The following is a 21,494-nucleotide window of genomic DNA, read 5'->3' on the forward strand; positions in this document are numbered from 1 at the left end:
TCAAAAACCGTCCCTGTGGCCCTGTTAGTTGTACCATCAAACAACCGGCGATAAGTGCCGGGTGTGAGGAAATCAGGCCCGCTGAATAAAACTGTGGAGGGTTGGTAACCGTCAGCCAGCGTTTTGTCGTTTTGATCATTATTCACGCTTGCCGGGTTTGGTACACAAACCGACAGAAAGCTGGCTTTTTTTACCACATTTACGCGCCAATTACATGTCATCTGGCGGCCTGTTGGTTTATTTACCGGCCATCAATTGGCACAATTGCGTTTGGTTTCAGGTGACCTGATGTTGGATTACGCGCCAACAGGCCAATCGCCGTGCCGTGCAGAGCGGAAGCACGACACGCGATAGATAAAAGATCAATCAACAAAAACAAACCAATAACAAGAACCGGGGGTGCCTATGCGCGCCATATTGCTATGGGGGATGCTACTGCTTGTCGGTGGCGTGATAACAGACGCCAATGCGCGCAGTATTGCGGTGACGGGGGATATGCCCGCCGCCACGGTGCAGGATCGCATGGCCTTCTATGAAGATCCGGATGCGCAGCTCAGTTTCGAGCGCCTGCGCGCGCGCGCGCCGGAATTGATGCAGCAGGCAGATGCAATGCCCACGGGCCTTGGTTTCAGCCGTTCGGCCTATTGGGTCAGCATTGAATTGCACAACCCGTCATCCGAGCCTGTGTCGGCCTTTGTGCGTCAGGACTACCCGCTGATCGATCATTTGTCAGTGTGGATGCCGGATGGCACCGGCGGTTACCAGCATTGGGAAACTGGCGATCGCACACCCTACGACACCCGTCCGATTGCGGTGCGGGATTTTGTGTTCCCCTTCACGCTGGCGCCGGGCAGCACGCAAACGGCCTATCTGCGGTTTAAATCGGACGGCCCCATCAATCTTGGCTTGTCGGTGGTGAGTGCGCCGGCACTGCTGAATATCACCAGCAGCGAGCAGTTATTGTTTGGCGCCTATTACGGTGGCTTTCTGGTGTTGGTGTTTTACAATCTGATTTTATTTCTGGCCGTAAAAGACTCCGCCTACGTGTACTACATGGTCTATGTGGTGGCCTACGGGTTTTATATGTCGGTGCACAACGGTCTGGCGTTCCAGTACCTGTGGCCTGGCAGCCCTTGGGCCGCGAATCAGAGCCTTTTACTGTTGCTGGGCATATCCCTGTTGTTCGGGCTGCATTTTTCGCGGGTGGTGTGTTCCACCCGGCGATGGTCGCCCGGATTGGATCGGGTGGCGGTGGTGCTGCTGGTGACCACTGCGGCGCTCCTGCTGGTGACGCCTTTCGTCGCCTATCAATACCTGATTCTGGCCTATTCGCTGCTCACGGTTTTGGTGTGCGTGACTATTCTGGTGTTGGGTACGCTCAGCTGGCTCAAAGGCTCGGTGCCGGCGCGCTATTTTATGGTGGCCTGGATTGGCCTGATGGTGTCGGTGCTCATCTACATGGGCAAGCAGTTTGGCTTCTTTCCGCACAATTTTTTCACCCAGAACAGTTTTCAGATGGGTTCGCTGGTGGAAATGGTGCTGCTCAGCCTGGCGCTCGGCGCGCGGGTGAACGAGATGCAGAAGCTGGGCTTTTCCGATGCGCTCACCGGCTTGGCAAACCGCCGGAAGTTTGACCAGGTGCTGCCCCTGGAACTGGAAAAATGGCATCAAAGCAAAAGCAGTTTTGCCCTGCTGGTGATGGACATAGATCACTTCAAACGCATTAACGATGAGCACGGTCATGCGGTGGGCGACAAGGTTCTGGCTGCGCTGGGCCAATTGCTGCGCAAAAATGTCCGGCGTCCGAGCCTGGCGTGTCGTTTTGGCGGCGAGGAATTTGTGCTGTTGCTACCCGGTGCCGGTGCCGAACAGGCCATGGGGCTGGCGGAACGTTTACGTGTACTGGTGTCGACCAAGCCGCTGGCCGAGGTGAATGTGACCGTGAGCATCGGGGTGGCGGTGTGTGATTCCTTTGCCATGACCCGGTCGGGCGCCTTGTTTGAGGCCGCCGATACGGCACTGTATGCGGCGAAACAAGCCGGTCGTAATCAATGTCTGTTGTATGAACTGCCGACCGAAGAGCGCCGTCTGGTGGAGGCCGTTTAGTGGTTCAACAAACAAAAAAGGCGATCGTTGGATCGCCTTTTTTATTGGAGCGACGCTGCCGCTCTTACTGCGCGTCAGGTCTTATTTCTTTTTGCCTGCGGGCTTGGCGGGTGCTGCTACTTTGCCAGCGGTATTTTTGGCGGCTGGTTTGGTTGGCACTTTAGAAGTCGCGGGTTTTTCAGTCTTAGCCATTTCAGTCTATCTCCTGGATAGTTGGCGGCAAGGTTCTTTACTTGCTGCGCCGGTTACCAACACCGTGTTGGCAACCATAAATCTATACCTTTTATGGCACTTGGCAAGGGGGCGGAAAAAATATTTTTCCGGCTCGATCCGTGCGCACTATTTTGGCGGCAAACTCAACGCAAAGGTCTCGGAAAGTTCGACCCAGGTAGACAGCTGTTCCTCGGAATCCACACCGGCGGCGGCGATGTAAACCATGCCGCGCAGGGGCTTGCCGGTAAAATCCATTTGCCGTACGTAGGGCACCTTCAGGCAGGCTTCGTAGCGATCCGGTCCGACCCGGGCCATGAGCTCTTCGCCCACCACGCCGCAACACATATTGCCATTGAGCATCATCGCCAGGCCGCCAAACATGTTGCGTTCACTGTAGTTGTCATGGTGCTGTAACTGGTCGCGGATGCGGCCAGCCAGCGCTTCAGAGTAGGCCATAGATTATGCCCTCCTGGGTTTCACGTAGATGAGTCGTGCTGTGGTAATCCATTTGCCGCGCAGTCGCTGTGGCGAGGTCGGGCGAGCTGAAACGCGCGACCAGGTGCAGGGCAAGATCGATGCCGGCGGATATGCCGGCCGAGGTTGCCAGCGAGCCGTGGTCGATGAACCGCACGTCCCGCTCGAGCTGCAAGGCGGGAAACTGTTGATGCAGCGCTTCAAAATCTTCCCAGTGGGTTGTGACTGGCCGATGATCCAGCACGCCGGCCTGTGCCAGTAAAAAAACGCCGGTGCACACGCTGGCCACGCAACGCGTTTGTCTGGCCGCCTGCGCAAGCCAGTGCATCAAGTCGGCATTTTTTTGCGCAGCGTCGGTGACGCCGCCGGGGACGATTAACAGGTCAAGCGGTGCCTGTGACAGGTCGGTATCCGCGCGGATGGTCAAGCCGGCGCGGGCGCGGATAGCGGGTTGCTGGGCGAGCGTGTGGGTGACAAACGGTGCCGGTTGGTTGTGTCGCTGTGCGACCCGGGTTGCCGTGGTGAACACTTCGTAGGGGCCGGCAAAGTCGAGCAGCTCTACATCGTCGTATAGCAGTATGCCTACGTTAAGCATAACGTCATTCCTTGGATGGTTTATTCGCATCCCGGGCGAACAGGTCTGGCGGGCAGGTGGGCAAGCGCACCACAACAAACGCCCCCAGTAACAACAGGCCAATGCCTGCCAGACGGACCGCGGTCGATTCGATCAGCCAGAGCGACACGCCACCGAATAATGCGATTGAACCAAGCGCGATGCGTTTAATGGCAGGATCAATGCAGCGCTGCGTTTGCCAGCGCAAAATCATAGGACCAAAGGTGGCGTTGCCCAGCAACCAGTTGTACCAACGTTCTGAGGAACGGGCAAAACACGCAGCCGCCAGAAGCAAAAAAGGTGTGGTGGGCAGCAGAGGAAGGGCTACACCTAAAGCCGCCAGCGCCACACATAAAAAGCCTAGCACTAAATACAGTGTTTTTCCTGTAAATACAGGCTTTTTCATTATTTGATCCCGGCACTGAAGCATTGAAATAAATCCATTAAACCCCATTTGGTTTTTGAGAGGTAGTCATCCATGAGCGAAAAACTGCGGCTGGTTTGCAGCCAATGCCAGACCATTAACCAATTTACCCCCGAACGACTGGCCGATGGTCCCAAGTGCGCCAAGTGCAAACAGGCGCTATTGAATGCCTCGCCGGTAGAGGTGAATGCCCACTCACTGCAGCGACACATTGCGCACAACGGTGTTCCGGTGCTGGTGGATTTCTGGGCGCCCTGGTGCGGCCCGTGCCGGCAATTTGCGCCGGTGTTCAGCCAGTTTGCCGCTGCTCAACCTGCCATCCGCTGCCTCAAACTCAATACCGAAGCCGAACCGGCTGCCGGGTCCGCTTTCCAGATTCGTTCTATCCCAACGCTCGCCTTATTCCTTCAAGGCAGGGAACGGGCGCGTATCTCGGGCGCGTTGCCGCCGCAGCAGTTGAGCCAGTGGGTGCAGCAACAGTTGGGGTGACGTGACGCACGGAAATGACGCCTGCACTGGACTAGAATCTTCTGACCGATACAAACAGCGGGACCGCGTTATGTTTTCTCTCTCCAAACTTCATCAATCCCTTTTTCTGACCCTGTTGGGTGCAGGCCTTACCGCCTGTGGCGGTGGTTCCGGTTCAACAGAAACGGCCACCTTTAATCTGGCCATTACCGACGGGCCGGTGGAAATGGCGGACGCTGTACGGGTCACGTTTACCGAAGTGGAATTGAAACCTGCCGGTGGTCCGGCTGTCTCGATTACCCTGGACGAACCGTTGACTCTCAACCTGTTGGATTACCAGGGCAGCCTGAGCGAACCCTTGGTGCAGAATGCGACCCTGCCTGCCGGCGAATACAATTGGGTGCGATTGGGTGTGGCCGATAACGCCGAGATAGAAATCAGTGGTGCCATCTATCCGTTGGAAATTCCCAGCAGCGCACAATCGGGGTTGAAACTCAATCGCGGTTTCACCCTGGCCGCGGGCGGCGTGTCCAGTTTCACGATTGATTTTGATCTGCGCAAATCAGTGCATCAGGAAGGCACGGGCGATTATAAACTGCGCCCGACATTACGCATGGTAGACAATCTGGAGGTGGGCAGCATTTCAGGCACGGTGGCTGAAAGCTGGATTACCGACGTGGAGTGCAACAATGGCGACAATAACGACACCGGCAATGCCGTGTATTTGTTTGCGGGTGCGGACGCCGAGGTAGCGGATATCAGCGGCGCGGCCACTGATCCCATCGCCACCGCGAGCGTGAACTGGAACAGCAACGCGTCGGCGTACGAATTCGGCTTTGGCTTTGTGGCTGCAGGCGATTACACCCTGGCGTTCACTTGCGATGCGATTCTGGATGACCCGATGGTAGTGGATGTGCTGGCATTCAGCATTCCGGTGAACGCCAGCGTCAGTGCCGATGCCGATACGCAAGTGCAGATCGGCGTGCCGGTACAATAAACTCAGCGGCCGATCAGATCGCGGGCAATGATGAGTTTCATGATCTCGTTAGTGCCCGCGTAAATCTTCTGGACCCGGGAATCCGCCCACGCGCGGGCCACCGGGTATTCCCACATATAGCCATAGCCTCCGTGCAGCTGCATGCATTCGTCAGCCACTTTGCATTGCAGGTCGGTGCAGAGTAATTTGGCTTTGGCGGCGGTGGGCACGTCGAGTTTGCCCTCCAGGTGCAGTTCCAGACACTTGTCGACAAAGACCCGCTGCATGGTGATTTCCGCGCTCAATTGGGCCAGCACAAACTGGGTGTTCTGGAACTGGCTGATCGGTTTGCCAAAGGCTTTGCGCTCGCGCACGTAATCGAGCGTGTGTTGCAAAATGGATTCCGCCGACGCCACCGCATTAATGGCAACCGACAAGCGCTCCTGCGGCAGTTCCTGCATCAGGTAAATAAATCCCTGACCTTCCTGGCCCAATAAATTGGCTTTGGGCACGCGCACGTCCTGGAAAAACAGCTCGGAAGTGTCCTGCGCTTTCATGCCCACTTTTTCGAGATTTTTACCGCGGCTGAAGCCGGGGCTGTCGGTGTCCACCAGCAGCAGGCTGGTACCGGCGGCGCCGGCACTGGGATCGGTTTTGGCAACAACGATCACCAGGTTGGCGAGTTGGCCGTTGGTGATAAAGGTTTTGGACCCATTCAATACGTAGTGATCGCCGTCGGGCATCGCCGTGGTCTGCACCGATTGTAAATCGGAGCCGGTGCCGGGTTCGGTCATGGCGATGGCGGTGATGATCTCGCCGCTCACACAGCCGGGCAGATAGCGCTGTTTTTGTTCTTCGCTGCCCAAGCGGATCAGGTAGGGCACGGCGATATCGGAGTGCAGGCCCCAGCCAATGCCGGACAGACCTGCGCGTGAGACTTCTTCATCGACAATGGCGTTGTAGCGGAAATCCACGCCCACGCCGCCGTAGGCTTCCGGTACAGTCGGCGCAAGAAAACCCTGCTCGCCGGCTTTGAGCCAGAGCGCCGGGTCCACGTGGCCCTGCTTTTCCCAGTCGGCGTGGTGCGGCGCAGCTTCGGCGGCGAGGAAGCGGCGCAGGTTGTCGCGAAAGAGTTCGTGTTCGGCGTCGAACAGGGTGCGGGGGATCATGGCGTCTGTCTCCTGTGAGTCATCGGATTAAATTACCGCCTGGCTGACGGCCCGGCTATGACCTCAGGTGACATTTGCGCTGACCTGAACGATATAATCCGTTATCCCCTTTCCGGAACAGACCCATGCGACGCAACCGTTTTGATCACACCGGCGAAGGCCTCAGTTGGCAGACCTTCCGCACCCTCGTGCCGTTCCTGTTCGAATACCGCACCCGGGTGGCCCTGGCCCTGGCCTGTCTGGTGTTGGCCAAGGTGGCGAGTGTGGGGCTGCCGTTTGTGCTCAAGTACCTGGTGGATGGCCTGGATGCCGAAGCCGGCACGCTGGTGGCCTTGCCGCTGGGGCTCTTGTTGGCCTATGGCGGGGTGCGGCTCAGCACGGTGCTGTTCGGCGAATTGCGCGATACCCTGTTTGGCCGGGTGACCGAGCGGGCTATGCGTCGGGTAGGCCTGAAAGTATTCGAGCACCTGCACAACCTCGATCTGGCCTTTCACCTGGATCGGCGCACCGGGGGGTTGGCGCGCGACATTGAGCGCGGTAATTCCGGTATCAGTTTTTTGCTCCGGTTCATGGTGTTCAATATCGTGCCCACCCTGTTGGAAGTGGGCATGGTGGTGGGGGTGTTGCTGATTAACTACGCGCCCGGTTTTGCCCTGATCACGCTCGCCTCGGTGGTGCTGTATGTGGCGTTTTCCATTTGGGCCACCGAGTGGCGCACGGGCTTTGTGCGTCAGGCCAATGAAGCCGAATCCGCTTCCAGCGCCCGCAGTGTGGACAGCCTGCTGAATTTCGAAACGGTCAAATACTTTGGCAACGAAGCTTTTGAGGCCGAGCGCTACGATCGCGAGCTGGCCGCGTGGGAGCAGGCCCGGCGCAAAAACCGGTTGAGTTTGTTCGCGCTCAATGGTGGGCAGGCGCTGATTGTGGCCAGCGCCATGACCGCCATGATGGTGTTGGCGGCAATAAAGGTGCAGGCCGGTGACATGACCATTGGCGATTTTGTGTTGATCAATGCGTTCATGATGCAGATTTTTTTGCCGCTGAATTTTCTCGGGTTTGTGTACCGGGAAATGAAAGGCGCCTTTGCCGGTATTGAACGCATGTTTGCATTGTTGCGGCGAGCACCTGCCGTGCAGGATAAGGCCGACGCGCTGGCGCTGACGGTGCCTGAAGGCCGGGTGAGTTTTGAGCAGGTCAGCTTTGGTTACAGCCCGGAGCGGTCGTTGATTGACAACCTGAGCTTTGAGGTTGAACCGCGCCAGAAACTGGCGATAGTGGGCCCGAGCGGTGCGGGTAAATCTACCCTGTTTAAACTGCTATTCCGGTTTTACGATATTCAGTCCGGCTGCATCAGAATTGACGGTCAGGACATCAGCCAGGTATCGCAGCACAGCCTGCGCCAGGCCATCGGCGTGGTGCCGCAGGATACGGTGTTGTTCAACACGTCCATTGTGGAAAATGTCCGTTATGGCCGGGTCGACGCCACCGATGAGGACGTGCGCGAGGCCCTGCGCCTGGCGCATCTGGATGAATTTGTGGCGCGCTTGCCCGAGGGTTGGGATACCCAGGTGGGCGAGCGCGGCCTGAAGCTTTCCGGTGGTGAAAAGCAGCGCATTGCCATTGCCCGCGCGTTGCTTAAGCGGCCGCCGATCATGGTGTTTGACGAGGCCACCTCGTCGCTCGACAGCCAGGCTGAACGAGCGATCATGACCGCCATTAACGAAGTGGCCCGGCACCAGACCACACTGGTGATTGCGCACCGCTTATCAACAGTAGTGGATGCGGATCAGATACTGGTATTGCGCGAAGGCCAGGTGGCAGAGCGGGGCACCCACCCGCAGCTGCTGGCCGCGGGCGGGGTCTACGCGGGCCTGTGGCGCGCGCAGCAGCAGGAATGATATTTTCTAATCGCTAGCTGCTAGTTTCTAGTATCGGGCCAGCGCGATATCAGCGGGCAATGGTGCGTCGCCCCGGAAGAACTGCAGTTCAGCGGCCGATACCGGCTGGCCCAGAATCATGGTCAGTTCGCGCGCGATCGCATCGGCATCAACACCTTCCGGCAAGGTGTCGGTCTGGCTCAGTTTCTTCGTGTGTTTATCCAGCGCAGAGGTGCCGCCGGCGGGGAGATAAATGGCACCGGTGGTCAAGTCGACGGCAAAAGCGACCACGCCGGGTAAAATGCCAAAGAGCAATCCGGCTGCATCCAGGATCACGACGGTCGGATCCACCTTGCCATCGGTTTGTCCCACCCGCTCGGGGTAGAGAAAATAGCCACAGCCCGCGAGCTGCAGGGCCAGAAGGTAAACGGCGATTTTTTTCATAGTGGGTATCTACTTGCGTTGTTTAGAGTCTTTATAGGCGCCAGGGGTCAGGCCTGTCCAGCGTTTGAATGCCTTGTAAAACACGCTGGGGTCGGAAAACCCCATTTTATAGGCAATGTCCTGGGCTGGCAGTGCGTCATGTAACAAAAAGTGAATGGCCAGCCGGCAGCGCACGGCATCTTTGATTTCCTGAAAACTGTTGCCTTCCTCTTTCAACCGGCGTCGCAAGGTCTGGCTGGTGAGGTGCAGGGCGTCGGCAACCTGCTCCAGACTGAACTCTTCGCCGGTGCCGCCCTGATCCACCGCCTGATGCAAAAACTTGCGCACCTGTGCCGACACGCTGGCATCGCGCCGGTAATGGCTCAGCAGGCTGGCGGGCGCCTGTTCCAGAAACAGTTTAAGACTGGCTTCGGTTTGCTGAATGCGCTCCTCTAAAAACCGGCTGGCAAAGGTGACCTGATTTCGGGTTTGTCCATAGTGCGGTTGGATACCAAAGATGGCTTCGGCTTCTTGTTCAGCCTCCGGCCCCGGACTCGGTGCCTCAAAATCGATGCGCGCCACCAGCAGCTTTTTATCGATCAGCCAGCTGGCCCAGCGGATAAAAATCAGCGCCAGGGTTTCCATGTAAAACAGGTTGCTGAGTGGTGCCGGAGGCGGTGGTTGTTGGCTGAAAATGAAGCTGGCTTCGCTGTCGTTTTCGGTCAGCGACAGCTGAATATCATCACTCACCAGGGTAAAAAAACGCCCGGCGCGTTCATAGGCTTTACGCAGATTGGCGGTGCCAATGCAGGCGTGGCACATCATGGCAAAGGTGCCGGGTTTAAGGGCGCGGGCACTGTAGCCCCCGGTTTCATCGCCGGTGAGTGCCCACACGTGCTGCATTAACAGCACGTAGTCGTCTACCGGTAAACGCTCACCGCGGGCGATGGCGGCCAGGCAATCGGGTTTGCGCGCTAGCGGTGCTAACAGCGTCGAGCGGGAAAAGCCCAGGTGTTCGGCACCCACCAATAAGTGTTCGACATAGTGGTGGGCAACGCTGTGATTCATGCTGGCGCGGGATCAGATGCCCGGCTCAACCGGCGCATGCAGGGTTTCCACTTCGCCATCGCGCCCCAGCAGCAACACGTCCGCCGGGCGGTTGGCAAACAGGCCGTTGGCGATCACGCCGACTATCTGGTTGATGGCTGCTTCCATGGCGGCGGGCTCGGTAATGTGCAGGCCATGCACATCGAGGATTTCGCCGCCGTTATCGGTGATGACACCGGCGCGGTGCACCGGGTCGCCGCCGAGCTTGACCAGCTGCCGGGCCACATGCGCCCGGGCCATGGGAATCACTTCCACTGGCAGGGGGAATTGGCCCAGGGTTTCCACCCATTTGGAGCCGTCGGCAATGCAGACAAATTCCTGCGCCACGGCGGCAACAATTTTTTCCCGGGTGAGGGCGGCGCCGCCGCCCTTGATCAGGTTCAGGCGTGGGTCGGTTTCATCGGCACCATCCACATAGACCACCACCTCATCGACCGCGTTCAGGTCGTACACCGGGATGCCGTGAGCCTTCAGGCGCTCGGCCGAGGCTTCACTGCTGGCCACGGCGCCATCGAAATGGCCCTTGATGTCGGCCAGGTAATCGATGAAGTAGTTGGCCGTGGAGCCGGTGCCGACGCCCACAATGCTGCGGGTGTCCAACTTGGGTTTGATGTAATCCACGGCGGCGCGGGCGACGGCCTGTTTCAGCTGGTCCTGGTTCATTGTGTGCTCCTGAGGCTGGGTCGGGGATTATAACAGGGGGTGAAGGCGGGGCATAAATTGTTTACTATCGCTTTCCGCGCACGAATGTCGCGCAAAACGGATTTTTTTACCCAAAAATTTCCCACTTTTCAGTCTTTTGGTCCGGTTCAGAGTCAGTTATGCCAGAGTCCTACATCAAGCGCATCCTCAATGCGCGCATTTACGATGTCGCCGTGGAAACCCCCCTCGACGAGGCGCGGGCTCTGTCGATTCGTCTGGACAACCGGGTGTTGCTCAAGCGCGAAGACCTCCAGCCGGTGTTTTCATTCAAAATCCGCGGTGCTTATAACAAATTGCTGCAGCTGAGCCAGGCCGAGCGCGAGGCCGGTGTGGTCACTGCCAGTGCGGGCAACCACGCCCAGGGACTTGCCTTGGGCGCGCAGAAACTGGGTGTCAAAGCCACCATCGTGATGCCGCGCACCACGCCCTCTATCAAAGTGGATGCCGTCCGGGCCCGGGGCGCGCGCGTGGTATTGCACGGTGATGCGTTTGACGAGGCTTTAGCGCACGCGCTCAAACTCACCAAAGACAAGGGCATGACCTATGTGCCGCCCTACGATGACCCGGATGTGATCGCCGGCCAGGGCACCATCGGTCTGGAAATCCTGCGCCAGTACCCGGGCGATATCGATGCCATTTTTCTCGCCGTGGGTGGTGGCGGCCTGTGCGCCGGCGTCGCCGCTTACATCAAGTATGTGCGCCCCGACATCAAAATCATCGCGGTGGAACCGGAAGACGCGGCCTGCCTGAAAGCGGCCATGGAAAAGGGTAAACGCGTGGTGCTGCCGCAGGTGGGCCTGTTTGCCGATGGCGTGGCGGTGGCCCAGATCGGCAAGGAACCCTTCCGCGTGATGCGCAAAACCGTGGATGAATGCATGACCGTCAGCACCGATGAGATCTGCGCTGGCATCAAGGATATTTTTGAGGATACCCGCTCCATTGCCGAACCCGCCGGTGCAGTGGCGCTGGCCGGCATGAAAAAATACGTGGACCAGCGCGGCGTCAAAGGCCAGACCCTGGTGGCGGTGGTGAGTGGTGCCAATACCAATTTCGACCGGTTGCGATACATTTCCGAGCGCACGGAAATCGGTGAAAAGCGCGAGGCGATTCTCGCGGTCACCATTCCGGAGCGCCCCGGTGCCTACAAACAGTTTTGCCAGGCCATCGGCAAGCGCAATATCACCGAGTTTAACTACCGCTATGGCGACCCGAGCGCTGCGCGGATTTTTGTGGGGGTGTCGGTAACCACCGACCCGGCCGACCGGATTTCCCTGGTGGCCGAGTTGCAGGCCAAGGGCTACCCGGTCGCCGATATGACCGACAACGAGATGGCCAAGCTGCACATCCGTCACATGGTGGGCGGTAAGGCACCGCAGGTCAGCCACGAACGCGTGCTCCGGTTTGAGTTCCCCGAACGCCCCGGTGCGCTGTATAACTTCCTCACCAAGGTGGCCGGCCGCTGGAACATTACCCTGTTTCACTACCGCAACCACGGTGCGGCTTATGGGCGGGTGCTGGTGGGCATGGCCGTGCCGCCGGCGGAAACCCAGATGCTCACCAGCTTCCTCGATGACCTGGGCTACCCCTGGTGGGATGAAACCCAGAATCCGGCCTACACCTTTTTCCTGGGTGCCAACGGCCTGTCCTCAGAGCATTGAAACCCGCGCCAGCACTGGCGTGTGACGGGGTTCTCAGGTTTTTGGATTGGTACTTTCCGCTTAATTGGTGCGGCTGTATGCTTTTTATTCACAAAATGCCTTTTAAGTAGTTGGGCTTTTAAGAAGTTTCGGGTATAAATATCGCCCCCGTCTGATGTTTTCGTTGGGTTGGGGCGTGGATGCAGGTTGTCCACTTAAAAAAACAAAGGTGATGTCATGAAAAACGATGTACTGACCATCACTGCGCTGGTATTTGTTATTGGGGTTTTGGTAACGGGTGTATTCAGTAGCGAGTGGTTCGAGGATGAACCGGAAGTGCCCACCGCCCTGTTGCAGGGTGTGGCGACGCGCTGATCAGTAGCTAGGGAAAGCGCACACTGCCGTAAAGTCTGGTAGTTTGAGCGCAGCGATACAAGATGTATAAAAAAGGGTGCCTTCTGGGCGCCCTTTTTTTATGCCTGCTTAAACCTTAAAACCCGCCAGCAGGGTCTGCAGGTTCACCGCCAATTCGTTCATATTTCGGCTGGCGTTGGCCGCCTGGCCAATGTTGCTGGTGGTGCTCATGGATTGCTGATCGATTTCCGACAGGTTTTCGTTCAGCTCAACGATGACGGCCGATTGTTCTTCCGCGGCGGTGGCAATCTGAATCGACATCTGGGTAATCTGATCCACGGCCGCGTTGATGGACGTGAGTGCTTCGTTCGCAGCGGTGGCTGAGTCAACAGTGGCCATGGCGTCACTGGCTGCAGCGCGCATGCCTTCCACAGCATCTTCCACTCCCGATTGCAACGCACCTAGCATCTGTTGAATGTGCAAGGTGGAATCCTGAGTTTTGCTGGCCAGTGTGCGCACTTCATCGGCGACCACGGCAAAACCTCTGCCTTGTTCGCCCGCGCGCGCGGCTTCGATAGCGGCATTGAGGGCGAGCAGATTGGTTTGTTCTGCGATACCGCTGATCACATCGAGCACGGAATTGGCGTCGCTGGCCTGCTGCTGGACTTTGCTGATCAACTCCGAGGTGTTTTCCACCAGTTTGGCGAGCGACGCAATCTGTTCTTTGGTGGTATTCACCGTGCTGGAGCCATCACTGGTCAGCTTGTTGGCGGTTTGTGCCTGCTCGGCGGTGAGGTTGGTGTTCTCGGCAATTTCGGTCACGGTTTTTGACAGCTCTGCAACCGAGGCCACCAACGCCCGGATGGCATTGTTCTGCGCGGACATGGTGGCGCGGTTGGCGTCACCGAGTGTGTGCATGTTATCCGAGGCTGCGCGCACTTCATCGGCTGTGTGTTTGGCGCTGGCGACGGTTTTCTGCAGTTTATCCATGAACAAATTGAAGCTGGCAGACAGGCTGCCCAGTTCATCTTTGGTTTTCAGCCGGGTGCGGCTGGTGAGATCGCCCTCACCCCGCGCAATGTCGGCCATGGTGGCGTTGATCTGGTTCAGACCCTGGGTGAATAAGGGCGGGAGCACAAACAGGGCCAGTGCGCCAAAGGCGCCGGCAACCACCAGTAAGACGGTTGCATGCGTGCCGGCATCATCGGCGTCCTGTTGTGCTTGCGCGACAAACCGGGTGACTGCGGCCTGGTGCGCCTCGCCGGCCTGGTCGAGTCTGCTGCGCAGGTCGGAAAACCGCTTGGCGACGTCACCGTAGCTGAGCGCGGTCAGGGCTGGGTCGCCCGCTTCCAGCAACGCCCGTTGTCTCAGCAGGCTTGCCGATGCGCTGACCCAATCGGCATGAAGCTCCCTGATGGCCTGTGACGGTGCCACTTGTGCGATAGCGGGTGACAATTGGCTGGCCTGGAGCGCGCGGTCGAGCGCCTGCTGCTGATTCTCCTTCAGGCTTTCATTCAGCGACCCGTAGTTGGGGTTGTCGGCGCTCAGGAATACCAGGCTTCGCTCGGCGGCCTGGGCCTGGTACATGTCCCGGTCGGCCTGCAACAAGAGGTCGAGCGCATTCAGGTATTTGTTGCCGAGCTCTTCTGCATCTCCGGCCAGCGTGTTTTTGATCATCAGGCCGTTGATGCCCACCATCAGATTGAGCACCAATAGCAGGCCAATGGGCAGGCTGATTTTCCAGCGATAGGAAAGATTGTGGAACCAGGTCATGAATTGCTCCGGAGAATCGACAGGGCATGCTCAGTATGTCGGCTGTTAGCCGCGAGCCCTTAGTCGTCAGTATAGGCAGCAATCAGACCGCGTGAAGGCGCGCTTCAGTCGCGATGGCGTGCAAGGGCACGTCCCAGGACGCCACAGGCAGCCGTACCACTTGTTGGCAGCTGTGCGCGAGGCCGATGCGCTTGCCTTGGGGGCGCGGATGGCCCGGTCTGTGGCAGAAGGTGCGGTCGTAATAACCGCCGCCCATGCCCAGGCGGCCGCCGCACAGGTCAAAACCCACCAACGGCAGTAAAACCAGCTGCAGCAGCCAGGGCTGACGTTGCGGTGCGCTCGCTGTGGGTTCGGGAATGCCAAAGCGGTTGGCGCGCAACATTGTGCCGGGGCGGTAGCGCCGGAAGTGCAACCGGCCATTTTTCTGCACTACGGGCAGGTAACAATGCTTGCCGGCCGCCAGTGCCAGGTTGAGCAATGGCCGCGGGTCCAATTCGCCATCGGCGGGCAAATAAAATGCCACGTGTTTGGCGCGCGCGAACCAGAGATGCTTGTGCAGGTGTTCGGCCAGCGCAAGTGCCGCGCTTTTTTGCTGGCGCTGGGGCAAGGCGCGTCGGCGCGCACGCAATTCGCGTCGGAGCGATTGGCGTTGGGCGTGAATCTGATCGGAATAGGCAGTCATAGATAAAGTAGGACCCCGAGTGTGCCGTAGCCGGCTTGGCCTTGAACCCGATGGTTCAAGGTGGCGGAATCTGTGGTGAATCAGGCTTTCCGACGCGCGGACATGCACACCAACACCAGCTAGACGCCGCCGGGTATAAATTTATCGGCTCGAGGACTTGCCGGACAAACGAACACCTCAGGGAGGGCTTTATTGTAACCCCGAGGCCCGCAAAAACAATCTTGACTTATCGAAGGAAATTTATTCCGCGTCAAGTTGCGCCAGGGTTTTATCCAACCGGCTGATCAGCGGGTGCAGGTCTTGTGCGGGTGCGGCGTTGCCAGATTTACCTGCCACCAATAATTCGTGGCTCAGGTTCAGGGCCGCCATCACGGCAATGCGCTCGAGGCCGATCACATGGCCGGAGGCGCGGATCGCGCGCATGCGTTCATCCAGTTGCCGGGCAGCGGAAGACAGCGCATCGCGCTCTTCCGGTGGACAAGCCACCTGATATTCGCGGTCCAATATGCGCACAACGACGGCATTGGCGGGGGGCTTGCTCATGCTTATCCCTCTGACTCCAGGCTTTTCAGACGCTTGATCATGGCCTCCACCCGGCTGCGGGCCAGTTCGTTTTTCTCGACCAGCCGCAGCTTCTCCTGTTGCCAGGTGGCCTCGCGGGCCTTGAGCGCGGCATTTTCTTTGTCCAGCCGCTGGCACAGCTCGATGAGCTGATTGAGCTTGCTTTCCAGTTGCGCGTATTGAGATTCGGCCATGATGTAGGGAGTTTGGTGGTACCTTTTGACGAATAACTATATGCAGCCCGTTGGCGGGGGTCAACAAGTGTTCAAGTAATTTCTCACTCATGTGAGGCATGTGCCCGAAAAATAAAGCTTTTTTGGTGCTTTTGGGCTAACGGGCCAGGCACTGGCGTCTGTTCAGCGTGGCGGCTTCTGGTAGCATGGCGGCAAATCACGCTATTCACCCGATGCAGGACCCCGTTATGTCTGATGTACCCGCCCCCGCCATGCCCGGTTTTGACGGTTTTGCCGATCAGTTGCTGGTGGCTAAATCCCTGGCCAGCCCGACCGATCTGCAGGGTGTGTTGTGTGGTCGGCTGTGCGGTTCGAAGGGCCTGAATCAGGCCCAATGGCACGACCTGGCCAGGTTGTTGATGGATCTTGAAACGCTGCCCACGGATCTGGTCGCGCAGCTGGACGCGCTGCACGCGGCGACGCTTGGCCAGTTGGCCGGTGAAGGCTTCGACTTTGATTTACTGTTGCCGGATGACCACATTGAACTGGCCATGCGGGTGCAAAGCCTGGCCAGTTTTTGTTCCAGTTTTATGCATGGCCTGGGCGGCGCCGGCATTAAAGGCGATACTCAGTTTTCAGCCGAAGCGGCCGAAGCCCTGCGCGATCTGGCGGCCATTGCCCAGATGGAAGCCGATACCGAATCCGACGAAGCGTCATTCATGGAAGTGGCCGAATATGTGCGCATGGCGGTACTGACACTGTACATGGAACTGGCACCACGCAAAGACGTGCATTAACGGAATGCAATGATGGGCATCAGCAAAGCGGAATTTGCGCGCCGGCGAAAAACCCTGATGGGCATGATGGAGCCCAACAGTATCGCCATTGTGCCCACCGCGCGGCCGAAAACCCGCTCGCGCGATACCGAATACCCTTTCCGCCCCGACAGCAATTTCTGGTACCTCACCGGCTTTACCGAGCCCGAGGCGGTGTTGGTGTTGCTGCCTGGCCGCAGCCACGGCGAATTTGTGCTGTTCTGCCGCGAGCGCAATCCGGAAAAAGAAATCTGGGACGGCGTGCGTGCCGGGCCTGAAGGTGTGATTGATAGCCTCGGTGCCGATGATGCGTTCCCGATCGACGATATCGACGACATTCTGCCGGGCCTGATTGAAGGCCGCGATCGGGTTTATTACGCCATGGGGCGCGATGCGCTGTTTGATCGCCGGGTGATGAACTGGGTCAACCGCATCCGCGAGAATATCGGCCAGGGCGCTGTGCCCCCGGGCGAATTTCTCGATCTGGATCACCTGCTGCACGACATGCGCTTGTACAAAAGCGCGGCGGAAATCCGCCTGATCCGCACTGCCTGCGAAATATCTGCCGATGCCCACCTGCGCGCCATGGCGGCATGCACGCCCGGTATGATGGAATATCAGCTGGAAGCGGAATTGGTGTACGAATTCACCCGCCGCGGCGCGCGGGCGCCGGCCTACCCGAGCATTGTGGGTGGTGGCGACAACGCCTGTATTCTGCATTACATCGATAACAACAGCAGCCTGCGCAGCGGCGATCTGGTGCTGATCGACGCCGGTTGCGAATACCAGGGCTACGCGGCCGACATTACCCGCACGTTTCCCGTCAGTGGCGCTTTCAGCCCACCGCAACGCGCACTCTATGAGCTGGTGTTGGCAGTTCAGGAGGCGGCGATTGCAACACTTAAACCCGGCGGCCATTGGAACCAAGCGCACGAAGTGTCGGTGCGGGTCATGACCGAAGGCCTGGTTGCCCTCGGCTTGCTGGAGGGTGAACCGGCGGCGCTGATTGAAAGCGGTGCCTACAAAGCGTTTTATATGCACCGTATCGGTCACTGGCTGGGCATGGACGTGCACGATGTGGGCGATTACCGGGTGGGCGATCAGTGGCGGGTACTGGAGCCCGGCATGGTCCTGACCGTGGAGCCCGGTCTTTACATCAGCCCGCAGGATGAGCGGGTGGCGAAAAAATGGCGTGGGCTGGCGATCCGCATTGAGGACGACGTACTGATTACCCGCGATGGCTGTGAAATTTTGTCCGGCGGCGTGCCGAAAACCTGCGACGCCATCGAAGCGCACATGGCGCGCGCGCGCAACCGGAAAAAAGGCACAGCGCAGGAAAGCCTGTGGTAAATCAACAGCCACCTGAAAAGCTTTGCGGTATTATCCGGTTATGACTCAAGCTTCTGAAATATCCGTCAGCGCAACCGACATCGCCATAATCGGCGGTGGCATGGTGGGGGTGACGGCGGCCCTGTTACTGGCGCATGCCTTGCCTGGCAAACGCATCCGGCTGTTGGAGCGGTTTGCGCTCAACAACCAGACACCCTACCAACCCAGTTTTGATCAGCGCGCCACCGCCATTGCGGCGGGCAGCTTTGAGGCCTTAGCCGCGCTCGATTTACTGGCTGAACTGAAACCGCTGAGTGGCAAAATAACCCAGGTCCAGGTCTCCGACCGGGGCCATTGGGGCCACGCCAGCATCGATGCCGCCGAACACAATCTGGATGCGCTCGGTTGGGTCGTGCCCAACGCCGCGCTCGGGCAATGTTTATTGCAACGGCTTGCGCAAACGCCGGCGATTGAATGTCTGGCGCCGGTGGACGTAGAGCACCTGCGAGCGGGCGCAGACGGATTCACGGTGGCCACGTCGCGCGGCAGCTTCCATGCTGGCCTGGTGATTCTGGCCGACGGTGCTGAACACAGCGCGCTGAAGCAATCCCTTGGCCTTGCCACCACCCACACGCGCTATCAACAGCAAGCGGTGATTGCCAATGTGCAAACCGAGTTGCCGCATCAGGGCCGTGCGTTCGAACGCTTTACCGATTGGGGGCCGATGGCATTGCTGCCACTGGCGGGCAGCCACGAGGCCGCACTGGTGTGGACGCTGAACGATGCACAAGCCGACATAGCGACCGCCGATGACAACGAATTTTTAGCCCGCTTGCAGTCGCGTTTTGGCGACCGGCTGGGCCGGTTTGTGCGCGTGGGCAAACGCGATAGTTATCCATTGGCGTTGGTGCAAGCGCGCGAGCAAGTGCGCTCGCATCTGGTGTTGCTGGGCAATGCGGCGCATTTTTTACACCCGGTGGCGGGCCAGGGTTTCAATCTGTCGGTGCGCGATATCCACTGCCTGGCACAGGTGCTGGCTGAGAGCAACGAGCCCTTGGGTTCGCTTGCGCAGCTCGAGCACTACCTGGCGCTGCGGCAAAAAGACCAATGGCTCACCACCGAATACAGTCATCAGCTGGTGCAATGGTTTTCTAGCAGCGATTGGCTCAATGTGTTGCCGCGCCAGTTGGGCCTGATGCTGATTCAGGCACTGCCCGCACTCAAGCACGGCATTGCCCAGCAATCGCTGGGTCGCAGTCTTATTAACCGGCCCACGGGGCCCGTGGGTGAACGCGCTTTATGACCGAAACTAATAGGCGAAATGCCGATATTGCCGTGGTGGGTGCGGGCCTCGTGGGTGCGCTGTTCGCATTGCTGCACGCGCGCCGGCATCCGCAGCAACAGGTGCTGTTGTTGGAAGCGGGGGCGGATACCGCGCACTTTGATGCCGGCGGCTTTGACCCCCGGGTGGTGGCGCTGACGCAAGCGTCGGTGAATTTATTGGACGAGGCCGGCATCTGGCAGAAAGTGCTGACCGCGCGCGCCTGCGCCTATACCGCCATGGATGTGTGGGATGCCGAAGGCACCGGCGACATCCAGTTTTTTGCCGACGATGTGCATCAGCCGCAGCTGGGTTTTATTGTGGAAAACAGCCTGTTGTTATCGCACCTGCATCAGGCCATAAGCTATACGCCCAATATCCAACTGCAATTAAACGCGCGGGTAAAACAGCTGTTGTTGCCTGCGGCGGATGCAAACGGTGATGCGACTTTGTTGCTGGCATCGGGTGAAACGCTCCGCGTGCAATTGATTGTGGCCGCCGATGGTGCCCGCTCAAGTCTGCGTGAATTGGCTGGCCTTGCCACGCGCGAATGGGATTACGGTCACGACGCCATCGTAACCACCATCCGCACGCAAAAACCGCACGACTTTGTGGCGCGTCAACGCTTTATGCGCTCGGGGCCGTTGGCGTTTCTGCCGTTACAAGCCAGTGCGCAGGCGGCCGCGCAAGAATTTCATTGTTCGATTGTCTGGTCGGCAGAAACCCCTTTGGCCAAACAGCTGATGCAACTCGGTGATGACGAATTTTGTGATTCACTCACGCGCGCGTCCGAGGCGTGTTTAGGTCAGGTAGTGCACGCCGACAAACGGTTTGCCATTCCCTTGCGCCAGCGCCACGCCGTGGATTATATCCGGCCGGGTTTTGCCCTGATTGGCGACGCGGCACACACCATTCACCCGCTCGCTGGCCAGGGCGTGAACCTGGGTATCAAAGATGTGGCGGCATTATTAACTGAATTGGATCGCGCGTCTGCACGCGGTCTGGCGCTTGGCCATGGCGCCACGCTGCGCCGTTACCAGCGCGCCCGCAAGGCCGACAATCTGGCTACCATGGCGGCGATGGAAGGCTTCAAACAATTATTCGGTGCCGATCATCACTTGTTGCGCTGGTTGCGCAATGAAGGATTGAAGCTGGCAAACCGTTCCGGCCTCGTGAAGCGGGAAATGATTAAACAGGCAATGGGATTGTGATGATGAAATATGCACAGGCTGTGTTGGTTACGTTCATGCTGGGTGCCTGTACGGCCAATGTGGACCTGGACTGCGATGCGGCAGAAACCCTGTCGCGCGAATGGGGCGAGGGCCTGACGGCGGTGGTAGCGGAAGGCGAAGGGGAACCGCGCAGTGTGGGAAGCTACAGCGTACGCGTGTATGAAGCTAGAAATGGCGAAAACGATCGCGACTTTTTTGTCACCGGCCTGATCTTCGCGCGCGACGGGTTTTTAGTGGATCTGGATCTCGTGGATATCGACGGCGACCAGAACCCGGATCTGATTGTGAGTTTTGAAAGCGCCGGTTCCGGCAGCTACCTCACCGCCCACGCCTGGCGCCTGTTGGACAATAAACTCAGCTCGGTCGCCATGGTCGAAGGCTTGGCGCCCGGCACCGACGTCACCCAGGCACTGATCGCGCAAGTGGCGTCCCTGAATGCGCTGGAACCTGAATAACAGACGTTAGCGGAAGGACCCATGAGTCTCGATATACAACTAGTTGATTACCACAACGCACAACAGGCCGCCGATCTGGTTGCCCTGCTCAATGCTTATGCCCGGGATCCGATGGGTGGCGGTGAAGCGTTGAGCGATTACACCCAGCAGCATCTGATTGAGCAGTTACGCGCGACGCCCAATGCACTCAGTCTGATTGCCTACCTCGACAACGAAGCCGTGGGCCTGCTCAACGCATTCCAGTCCCTGTCAACGTTTGCCGCCAAACCCCTGTTCAATATCCACGACCTGGCGGTGACACCCTCGGCCCGGGGCCAGGGCGTTGCCAGCGCGCTGATGGGCAAACTCGAAAATATCGCCCGCGCTCGCGGCGCCTGCAAAATCACGCTCGAAGTACTGAGCGGTAACCTCACGGCCAAAGCGCTGTATGAACGGCAAGGTTTTAAAAGCTACCAGCTGGACCCTGCTATGGGTCAGGCCGAGTTTTTGCAGAAATACCTGTAGTTCACTTCTGATCAAATAATCGCCAGGTTGGTTGTTTGTTGATGCTGTCGGCCCGCTGGCGGCCGTCTGGCGTCACCGACAAGGGCCTGAATCGGGCAAATTTCCT

General features: G+C 58.5%; 23 protein-coding genes and 1 other RNA gene. 12 read left to right on the forward strand and 12 right to left on the reverse strand.

Annotated features, from left to right (window positions below; genetic code table 11):
• Positions 1-405: 405 nt before the first annotated feature.
• Positions 406-2,106, forward strand: a complete 1,701-nt coding sequence (locus M5M_RS13810) for a diguanylate cyclase (RefSeq protein WP_016389556.1) — start codon at positions 406-408, stop codon at positions 2,104-2,106.
• A gap of 339 nt (positions 2,107-2,445) precedes the next feature.
• Here M5M_RS13810 and M5M_RS13815 read toward each other — a convergent pair whose 3' ends face one another.
• The 3 genes from M5M_RS13815 to M5M_RS13825 are packed head-to-tail and all read right to left on the reverse strand — an operon-like array spanning position 2,446 to position 3,860.
• Positions 2,446-2,775 carry a TfoX/Sxy family protein gene (locus M5M_RS13815; RefSeq protein WP_015048105.1) on the reverse strand — a complete coding sequence of 110 codons (330 nt, stop codon included), beginning with the start codon at positions 2,773-2,775 and terminating at the stop codon, positions 2,446-2,448.
• Positions 2,762-3,388, reverse strand: coding sequence for a DJ-1/PfpI family protein (locus M5M_RS13820; protein ID WP_015048106.1), 627 nt, complete (start codon positions 3,386-3,388; stop codon positions 2,762-2,764). Before M5M_RS13820 ends, M5M_RS13815 begins: the two co-directional genes overlap by 14 nt.
• Before the next feature lie 4 nt (positions 3,389-3,392).
• Positions 3,393-3,860: a YbaN family protein gene (locus M5M_RS13825; protein WP_211216989.1), complete on the reverse strand. Its 468-nt coding sequence runs from the start codon at positions 3,858-3,860 to the stop codon at positions 3,393-3,395.
• 24 nt (positions 3,861-3,884) lie between these two features.
• Between M5M_RS13825 and trxC the strand changes: the two genes are divergently transcribed.
• The gene (gene trxC / locus M5M_RS13830) at positions 3,885-4,319 is read left to right on the forward strand and encodes a thioredoxin TrxC (protein WP_015048108.1); all 435 of its coding nucleotides are present in this window, start codon (positions 3,885-3,887) and stop codon (positions 4,317-4,319) included.
• Between the two features lie 70 nt (positions 4,320-4,389).
• Positions 4,390-5,295 carry a DUF4382 domain-containing protein gene (locus M5M_RS13835; protein WP_015048109.1) on the forward strand — a complete coding sequence of 302 codons (906 nt, stop codon included), beginning with the start codon at positions 4,390-4,392 and terminating at the stop codon, positions 5,293-5,295.
• A gap of 2 nt (positions 5,296-5,297) precedes the next feature.
• On the opposite strand, the gene M5M_RS13840 is transcribed toward M5M_RS13835, so the two are convergent.
• Positions 5,298-6,443 (reverse strand): acyl-CoA dehydrogenase family protein, encoded by a 1,146-nt coding sequence (locus tag M5M_RS13840; RefSeq protein ID WP_015048110.1) that lies wholly within the window; start codon positions 6,441-6,443, stop codon positions 5,298-5,300.
• Positions 6,444-6,568: 125 nt separating this feature from the next.
• Here M5M_RS13840 and M5M_RS13845 point away from each other — a divergent pair, with 125 nt between their 5' ends.
• Positions 6,569-8,341 carry an ABCB family ABC transporter ATP-binding protein/permease gene (locus tag M5M_RS13845; RefSeq protein WP_015048111.1) on the forward strand — a complete coding sequence of 591 codons (1,773 nt, stop codon included), beginning with the start codon at positions 6,569-6,571 and terminating at the stop codon, positions 8,339-8,341.
• Between the two features lie 27 nt (positions 8,342-8,368).
• On the opposite strand, the gene M5M_RS20515 is transcribed toward M5M_RS13845, so the two are convergent.
• From M5M_RS20515 to rpiA, 3 genes are read right to left on the reverse strand one after another with little or no spacing between them, the layout of a single operon-like run.
• Complete coding sequence (locus M5M_RS20515) at positions 8,369-8,764, reverse strand: hypothetical protein (RefSeq protein ID WP_015048112.1); 396 nt, start codon at positions 8,762-8,764, stop codon at positions 8,369-8,371.
• Between the two features lie 9 nt (positions 8,765-8,773).
• Entirely contained in the window at positions 8,774-9,811 is a 1,038-nt protein-coding gene (locus M5M_RS13855) for an AraC family transcriptional regulator (protein ID WP_016389563.1), read from the reverse strand.
• A 12-nt stretch (positions 9,812-9,823) separates the two neighbouring features.
• Positions 9,824-10,513: a ribose-5-phosphate isomerase RpiA gene (gene rpiA, locus M5M_RS13860; protein ID WP_015048115.1), complete on the reverse strand. Its 690-nt coding sequence runs from the start codon at positions 10,511-10,513 to the stop codon at positions 9,824-9,826.
• A 158-nt stretch (positions 10,514-10,671) separates the two neighbouring features.
• Here rpiA and ilvA point away from each other — a divergent pair, with 158 nt between their 5' ends.
• On the forward strand, positions 10,672-12,210 hold the full coding sequence (ilvA, locus tag M5M_RS13865) for a threonine ammonia-lyase, biosynthetic (RefSeq protein ID WP_015048116.1): 1,539 nt from the start codon (positions 10,672-10,674) through the stop codon (positions 12,208-12,210).
• A gap of 216 nt (positions 12,211-12,426) precedes the next feature.
• Positions 12,427-12,564 (forward strand): hypothetical protein, encoded by a 138-nt coding sequence (locus M5M_RS20400; protein ID WP_016389566.1) that lies wholly within the window; start codon positions 12,427-12,429, stop codon positions 12,562-12,564.
• 108 nt (positions 12,565-12,672) lie between these two features.
• On the opposite strand, the gene M5M_RS13870 is transcribed toward M5M_RS20400, so the two are convergent.
• From M5M_RS13870 to M5M_RS13885, 5 genes are all read right to left on the reverse strand, one after another.
• Complete coding sequence (locus M5M_RS13870) at positions 12,673-14,316, reverse strand: methyl-accepting chemotaxis protein (protein WP_016389568.1); 1,644 nt, start codon at positions 14,314-14,316, stop codon at positions 12,673-12,675.
• An 82-nt stretch (positions 14,317-14,398) separates the two neighbouring features.
• Positions 14,399-14,998: a 5-formyltetrahydrofolate cyclo-ligase gene (locus tag M5M_RS13875; protein WP_015048119.1), complete on the reverse strand. Its 600-nt coding sequence runs from the start codon at positions 14,996-14,998 to the stop codon at positions 14,399-14,401.
• Between the two features lie 8 nt (positions 14,999-15,006).
• Positions 15,007-15,185, reverse strand: a non-coding RNA gene (gene ssrS, locus M5M_RS19980) — 6S RNA.
• A gap of 53 nt (positions 15,186-15,238) precedes the next feature.
• The gene (locus tag M5M_RS13880) at positions 15,239-15,541 is read right to left on the reverse strand and encodes a cell division protein ZapA (RefSeq protein ID WP_015048120.1); all 303 of its coding nucleotides are present in this window, start codon (positions 15,539-15,541) and stop codon (positions 15,239-15,241) included.
• Between the two features lie 2 nt (positions 15,542-15,543).
• The gene (locus tag M5M_RS13885) at positions 15,544-15,753 is read right to left on the reverse strand and encodes a TIGR02449 family protein (RefSeq protein ID WP_015048121.1); all 210 of its coding nucleotides are present in this window, start codon (positions 15,751-15,753) and stop codon (positions 15,544-15,546) included.
• Positions 15,754-15,980: 227 nt separating this feature from the next.
• Here M5M_RS13885 and M5M_RS13890 point away from each other — a divergent pair, with 227 nt between their 5' ends.
• From M5M_RS13890 to M5M_RS13915, 6 genes are read left to right on the forward strand one after another with little or no spacing between them, the layout of a single operon-like run.
• On the forward strand, positions 15,981-16,529 hold the full coding sequence (locus M5M_RS13890) for a UPF0149 family protein (protein ID WP_015048122.1): 549 nt from the start codon (positions 15,981-15,983) through the stop codon (positions 16,527-16,529).
• Positions 16,530-16,541: 12 nt separating this feature from the next.
• Positions 16,542-17,897, forward strand: a complete 1,356-nt coding sequence (gene pepP, locus M5M_RS13895; RefSeq protein ID WP_015048123.1) for a Xaa-Pro aminopeptidase — start codon at positions 16,542-16,544, stop codon at positions 17,895-17,897.
• Positions 17,898-17,937: 40 nt separating this feature from the next.
• Complete coding sequence (gene ubiH / locus M5M_RS13900) at positions 17,938-19,179, forward strand: 2-octaprenyl-6-methoxyphenyl hydroxylase (RefSeq protein ID WP_015048124.1); 1,242 nt, start codon at positions 17,938-17,940, stop codon at positions 19,177-19,179.
• Positions 19,176-20,408, forward strand: a complete 1,233-nt coding sequence (locus M5M_RS13905; RefSeq protein WP_015048125.1) for a UbiH/UbiF/VisC/COQ6 family ubiquinone biosynthesis hydroxylase — start codon at positions 19,176-19,178, stop codon at positions 20,406-20,408. The genes ubiH and M5M_RS13905 overlap by 4 nt, the downstream gene beginning before the upstream one ends.
• Entirely contained in the window at positions 20,408-20,884 is a 477-nt protein-coding gene (locus M5M_RS13910) for a PliI family lysozyme inhibitor of I-type lysozyme (protein ID WP_015048126.1), read from the forward strand. The genes M5M_RS13905 and M5M_RS13910 overlap by 1 nt, the downstream gene beginning before the upstream one ends.
• A 21-nt stretch (positions 20,885-20,905) precedes the next feature.
• Positions 20,906-21,388 (forward strand): GNAT family N-acetyltransferase, encoded by a 483-nt coding sequence (locus M5M_RS13915; protein WP_015048127.1) that lies wholly within the window; start codon positions 20,906-20,908, stop codon positions 21,386-21,388.
• Positions 21,389-21,494: the final 106 nt, after the last annotated feature.

Source organism: Simiduia agarivorans SA1 = DSM 21679, assembly GCF_000305785.2.
Taxonomy (GTDB): domain Bacteria; phylum Pseudomonadota; class Gammaproteobacteria; order Pseudomonadales; family Cellvibrionaceae; genus Simiduia; species Simiduia agarivorans.

Coding starts and splice junctions, on each gene's coding strand:
- M5M_RS13810 (WP_016389556.1), top strand. CDS start 406: ATGCGCGCCATATTGCTATGGGGGATGCTACTGCTTGTCGGTGGCGTG.
- M5M_RS13815 (WP_015048105.1), bottom strand. CDS start 2,775: ATGGCCTACTCTGAAGCGCTGGCTGGCCGCATCCGCGACCAGTTACAG.
- M5M_RS13820 (WP_015048106.1), bottom strand. CDS start 3,388: ATGCTTAACGTAGGCATACTGCTATACGACGATGTAGAGCTGCTCGAC.
- M5M_RS13825 (WP_211216989.1), bottom strand. CDS start 3,860: ATGGGGTTTAATGGATTTATTTCAATGCTTCAGTGCCGGGATCAAATA.
- trxC (WP_015048108.1), top strand. CDS start 3,885: ATGAGCGAAAAACTGCGGCTGGTTTGCAGCCAATGCCAGACCATTAAC.
- M5M_RS13835 (WP_015048109.1), top strand. CDS start 4,390: ATGTTTTCTCTCTCCAAACTTCATCAATCCCTTTTTCTGACCCTGTTG.
- M5M_RS13840 (WP_015048110.1), bottom strand. CDS start 6,443: ATGATCCCCCGCACCCTGTTCGACGCCGAACACGAACTCTTTCGCGAC.
- M5M_RS13845 (WP_015048111.1), top strand. CDS start 6,569: ATGCGACGCAACCGTTTTGATCACACCGGCGAAGGCCTCAGTTGGCAG.
- M5M_RS20515 (WP_015048112.1), bottom strand. CDS start 8,764: ATGAAAAAAATCGCCGTTTACCTTCTGGCCCTGCAGCTCGCGGGCTGT.
- M5M_RS13855 (WP_016389563.1), bottom strand. CDS start 9,811: ATGAATCACAGCGTTGCCCACCACTATGTCGAACACTTATTGGTGGGT.
- rpiA (WP_015048115.1), bottom strand. CDS start 10,513: ATGAACCAGGACCAGCTGAAACAGGCCGTCGCCCGCGCCGCCGTGGAT.
- ilvA (WP_015048116.1), top strand. CDS start 10,672: ATGCCAGAGTCCTACATCAAGCGCATCCTCAATGCGCGCATTTACGAT.
- M5M_RS20400 (WP_016389566.1), top strand. CDS start 12,427: ATGAAAAACGATGTACTGACCATCACTGCGCTGGTATTTGTTATTGGG.
- M5M_RS13870 (WP_016389568.1), bottom strand. CDS start 14,316: ATGACCTGGTTCCACAATCTTTCCTATCGCTGGAAAATCAGCCTGCCC.
- M5M_RS13875 (WP_015048119.1), bottom strand. CDS start 14,998: ATGACTGCCTATTCCGATCAGATTCACGCCCAACGCCAATCGCTCCGA.
- M5M_RS13880 (WP_015048120.1), bottom strand. CDS start 15,541: ATGAGCAAGCCCCCCGCCAATGCCGTCGTTGTGCGCATATTGGACCGC.
- M5M_RS13885 (WP_015048121.1), bottom strand. CDS start 15,753: ATGGCCGAATCTCAATACGCGCAACTGGAAAGCAAGCTCAATCAGCTC.
- M5M_RS13890 (WP_015048122.1), top strand. CDS start 15,981: ATGTCTGATGTACCCGCCCCCGCCATGCCCGGTTTTGACGGTTTTGCC.
- pepP (WP_015048123.1), top strand. CDS start 16,542: ATGGGCATCAGCAAAGCGGAATTTGCGCGCCGGCGAAAAACCCTGATG.
- ubiH (WP_015048124.1), top strand. CDS start 17,938: ATGACTCAAGCTTCTGAAATATCCGTCAGCGCAACCGACATCGCCATA.
- M5M_RS13905 (WP_015048125.1), top strand. CDS start 19,176: ATGACCGAAACTAATAGGCGAAATGCCGATATTGCCGTGGTGGGTGCG.
- M5M_RS13910 (WP_015048126.1), top strand. CDS start 20,408: ATGATGAAATATGCACAGGCTGTGTTGGTTACGTTCATGCTGGGTGCC.
- M5M_RS13915 (WP_015048127.1), top strand. CDS start 20,906: ATGAGTCTCGATATACAACTAGTTGATTACCACAACGCACAACAGGCC.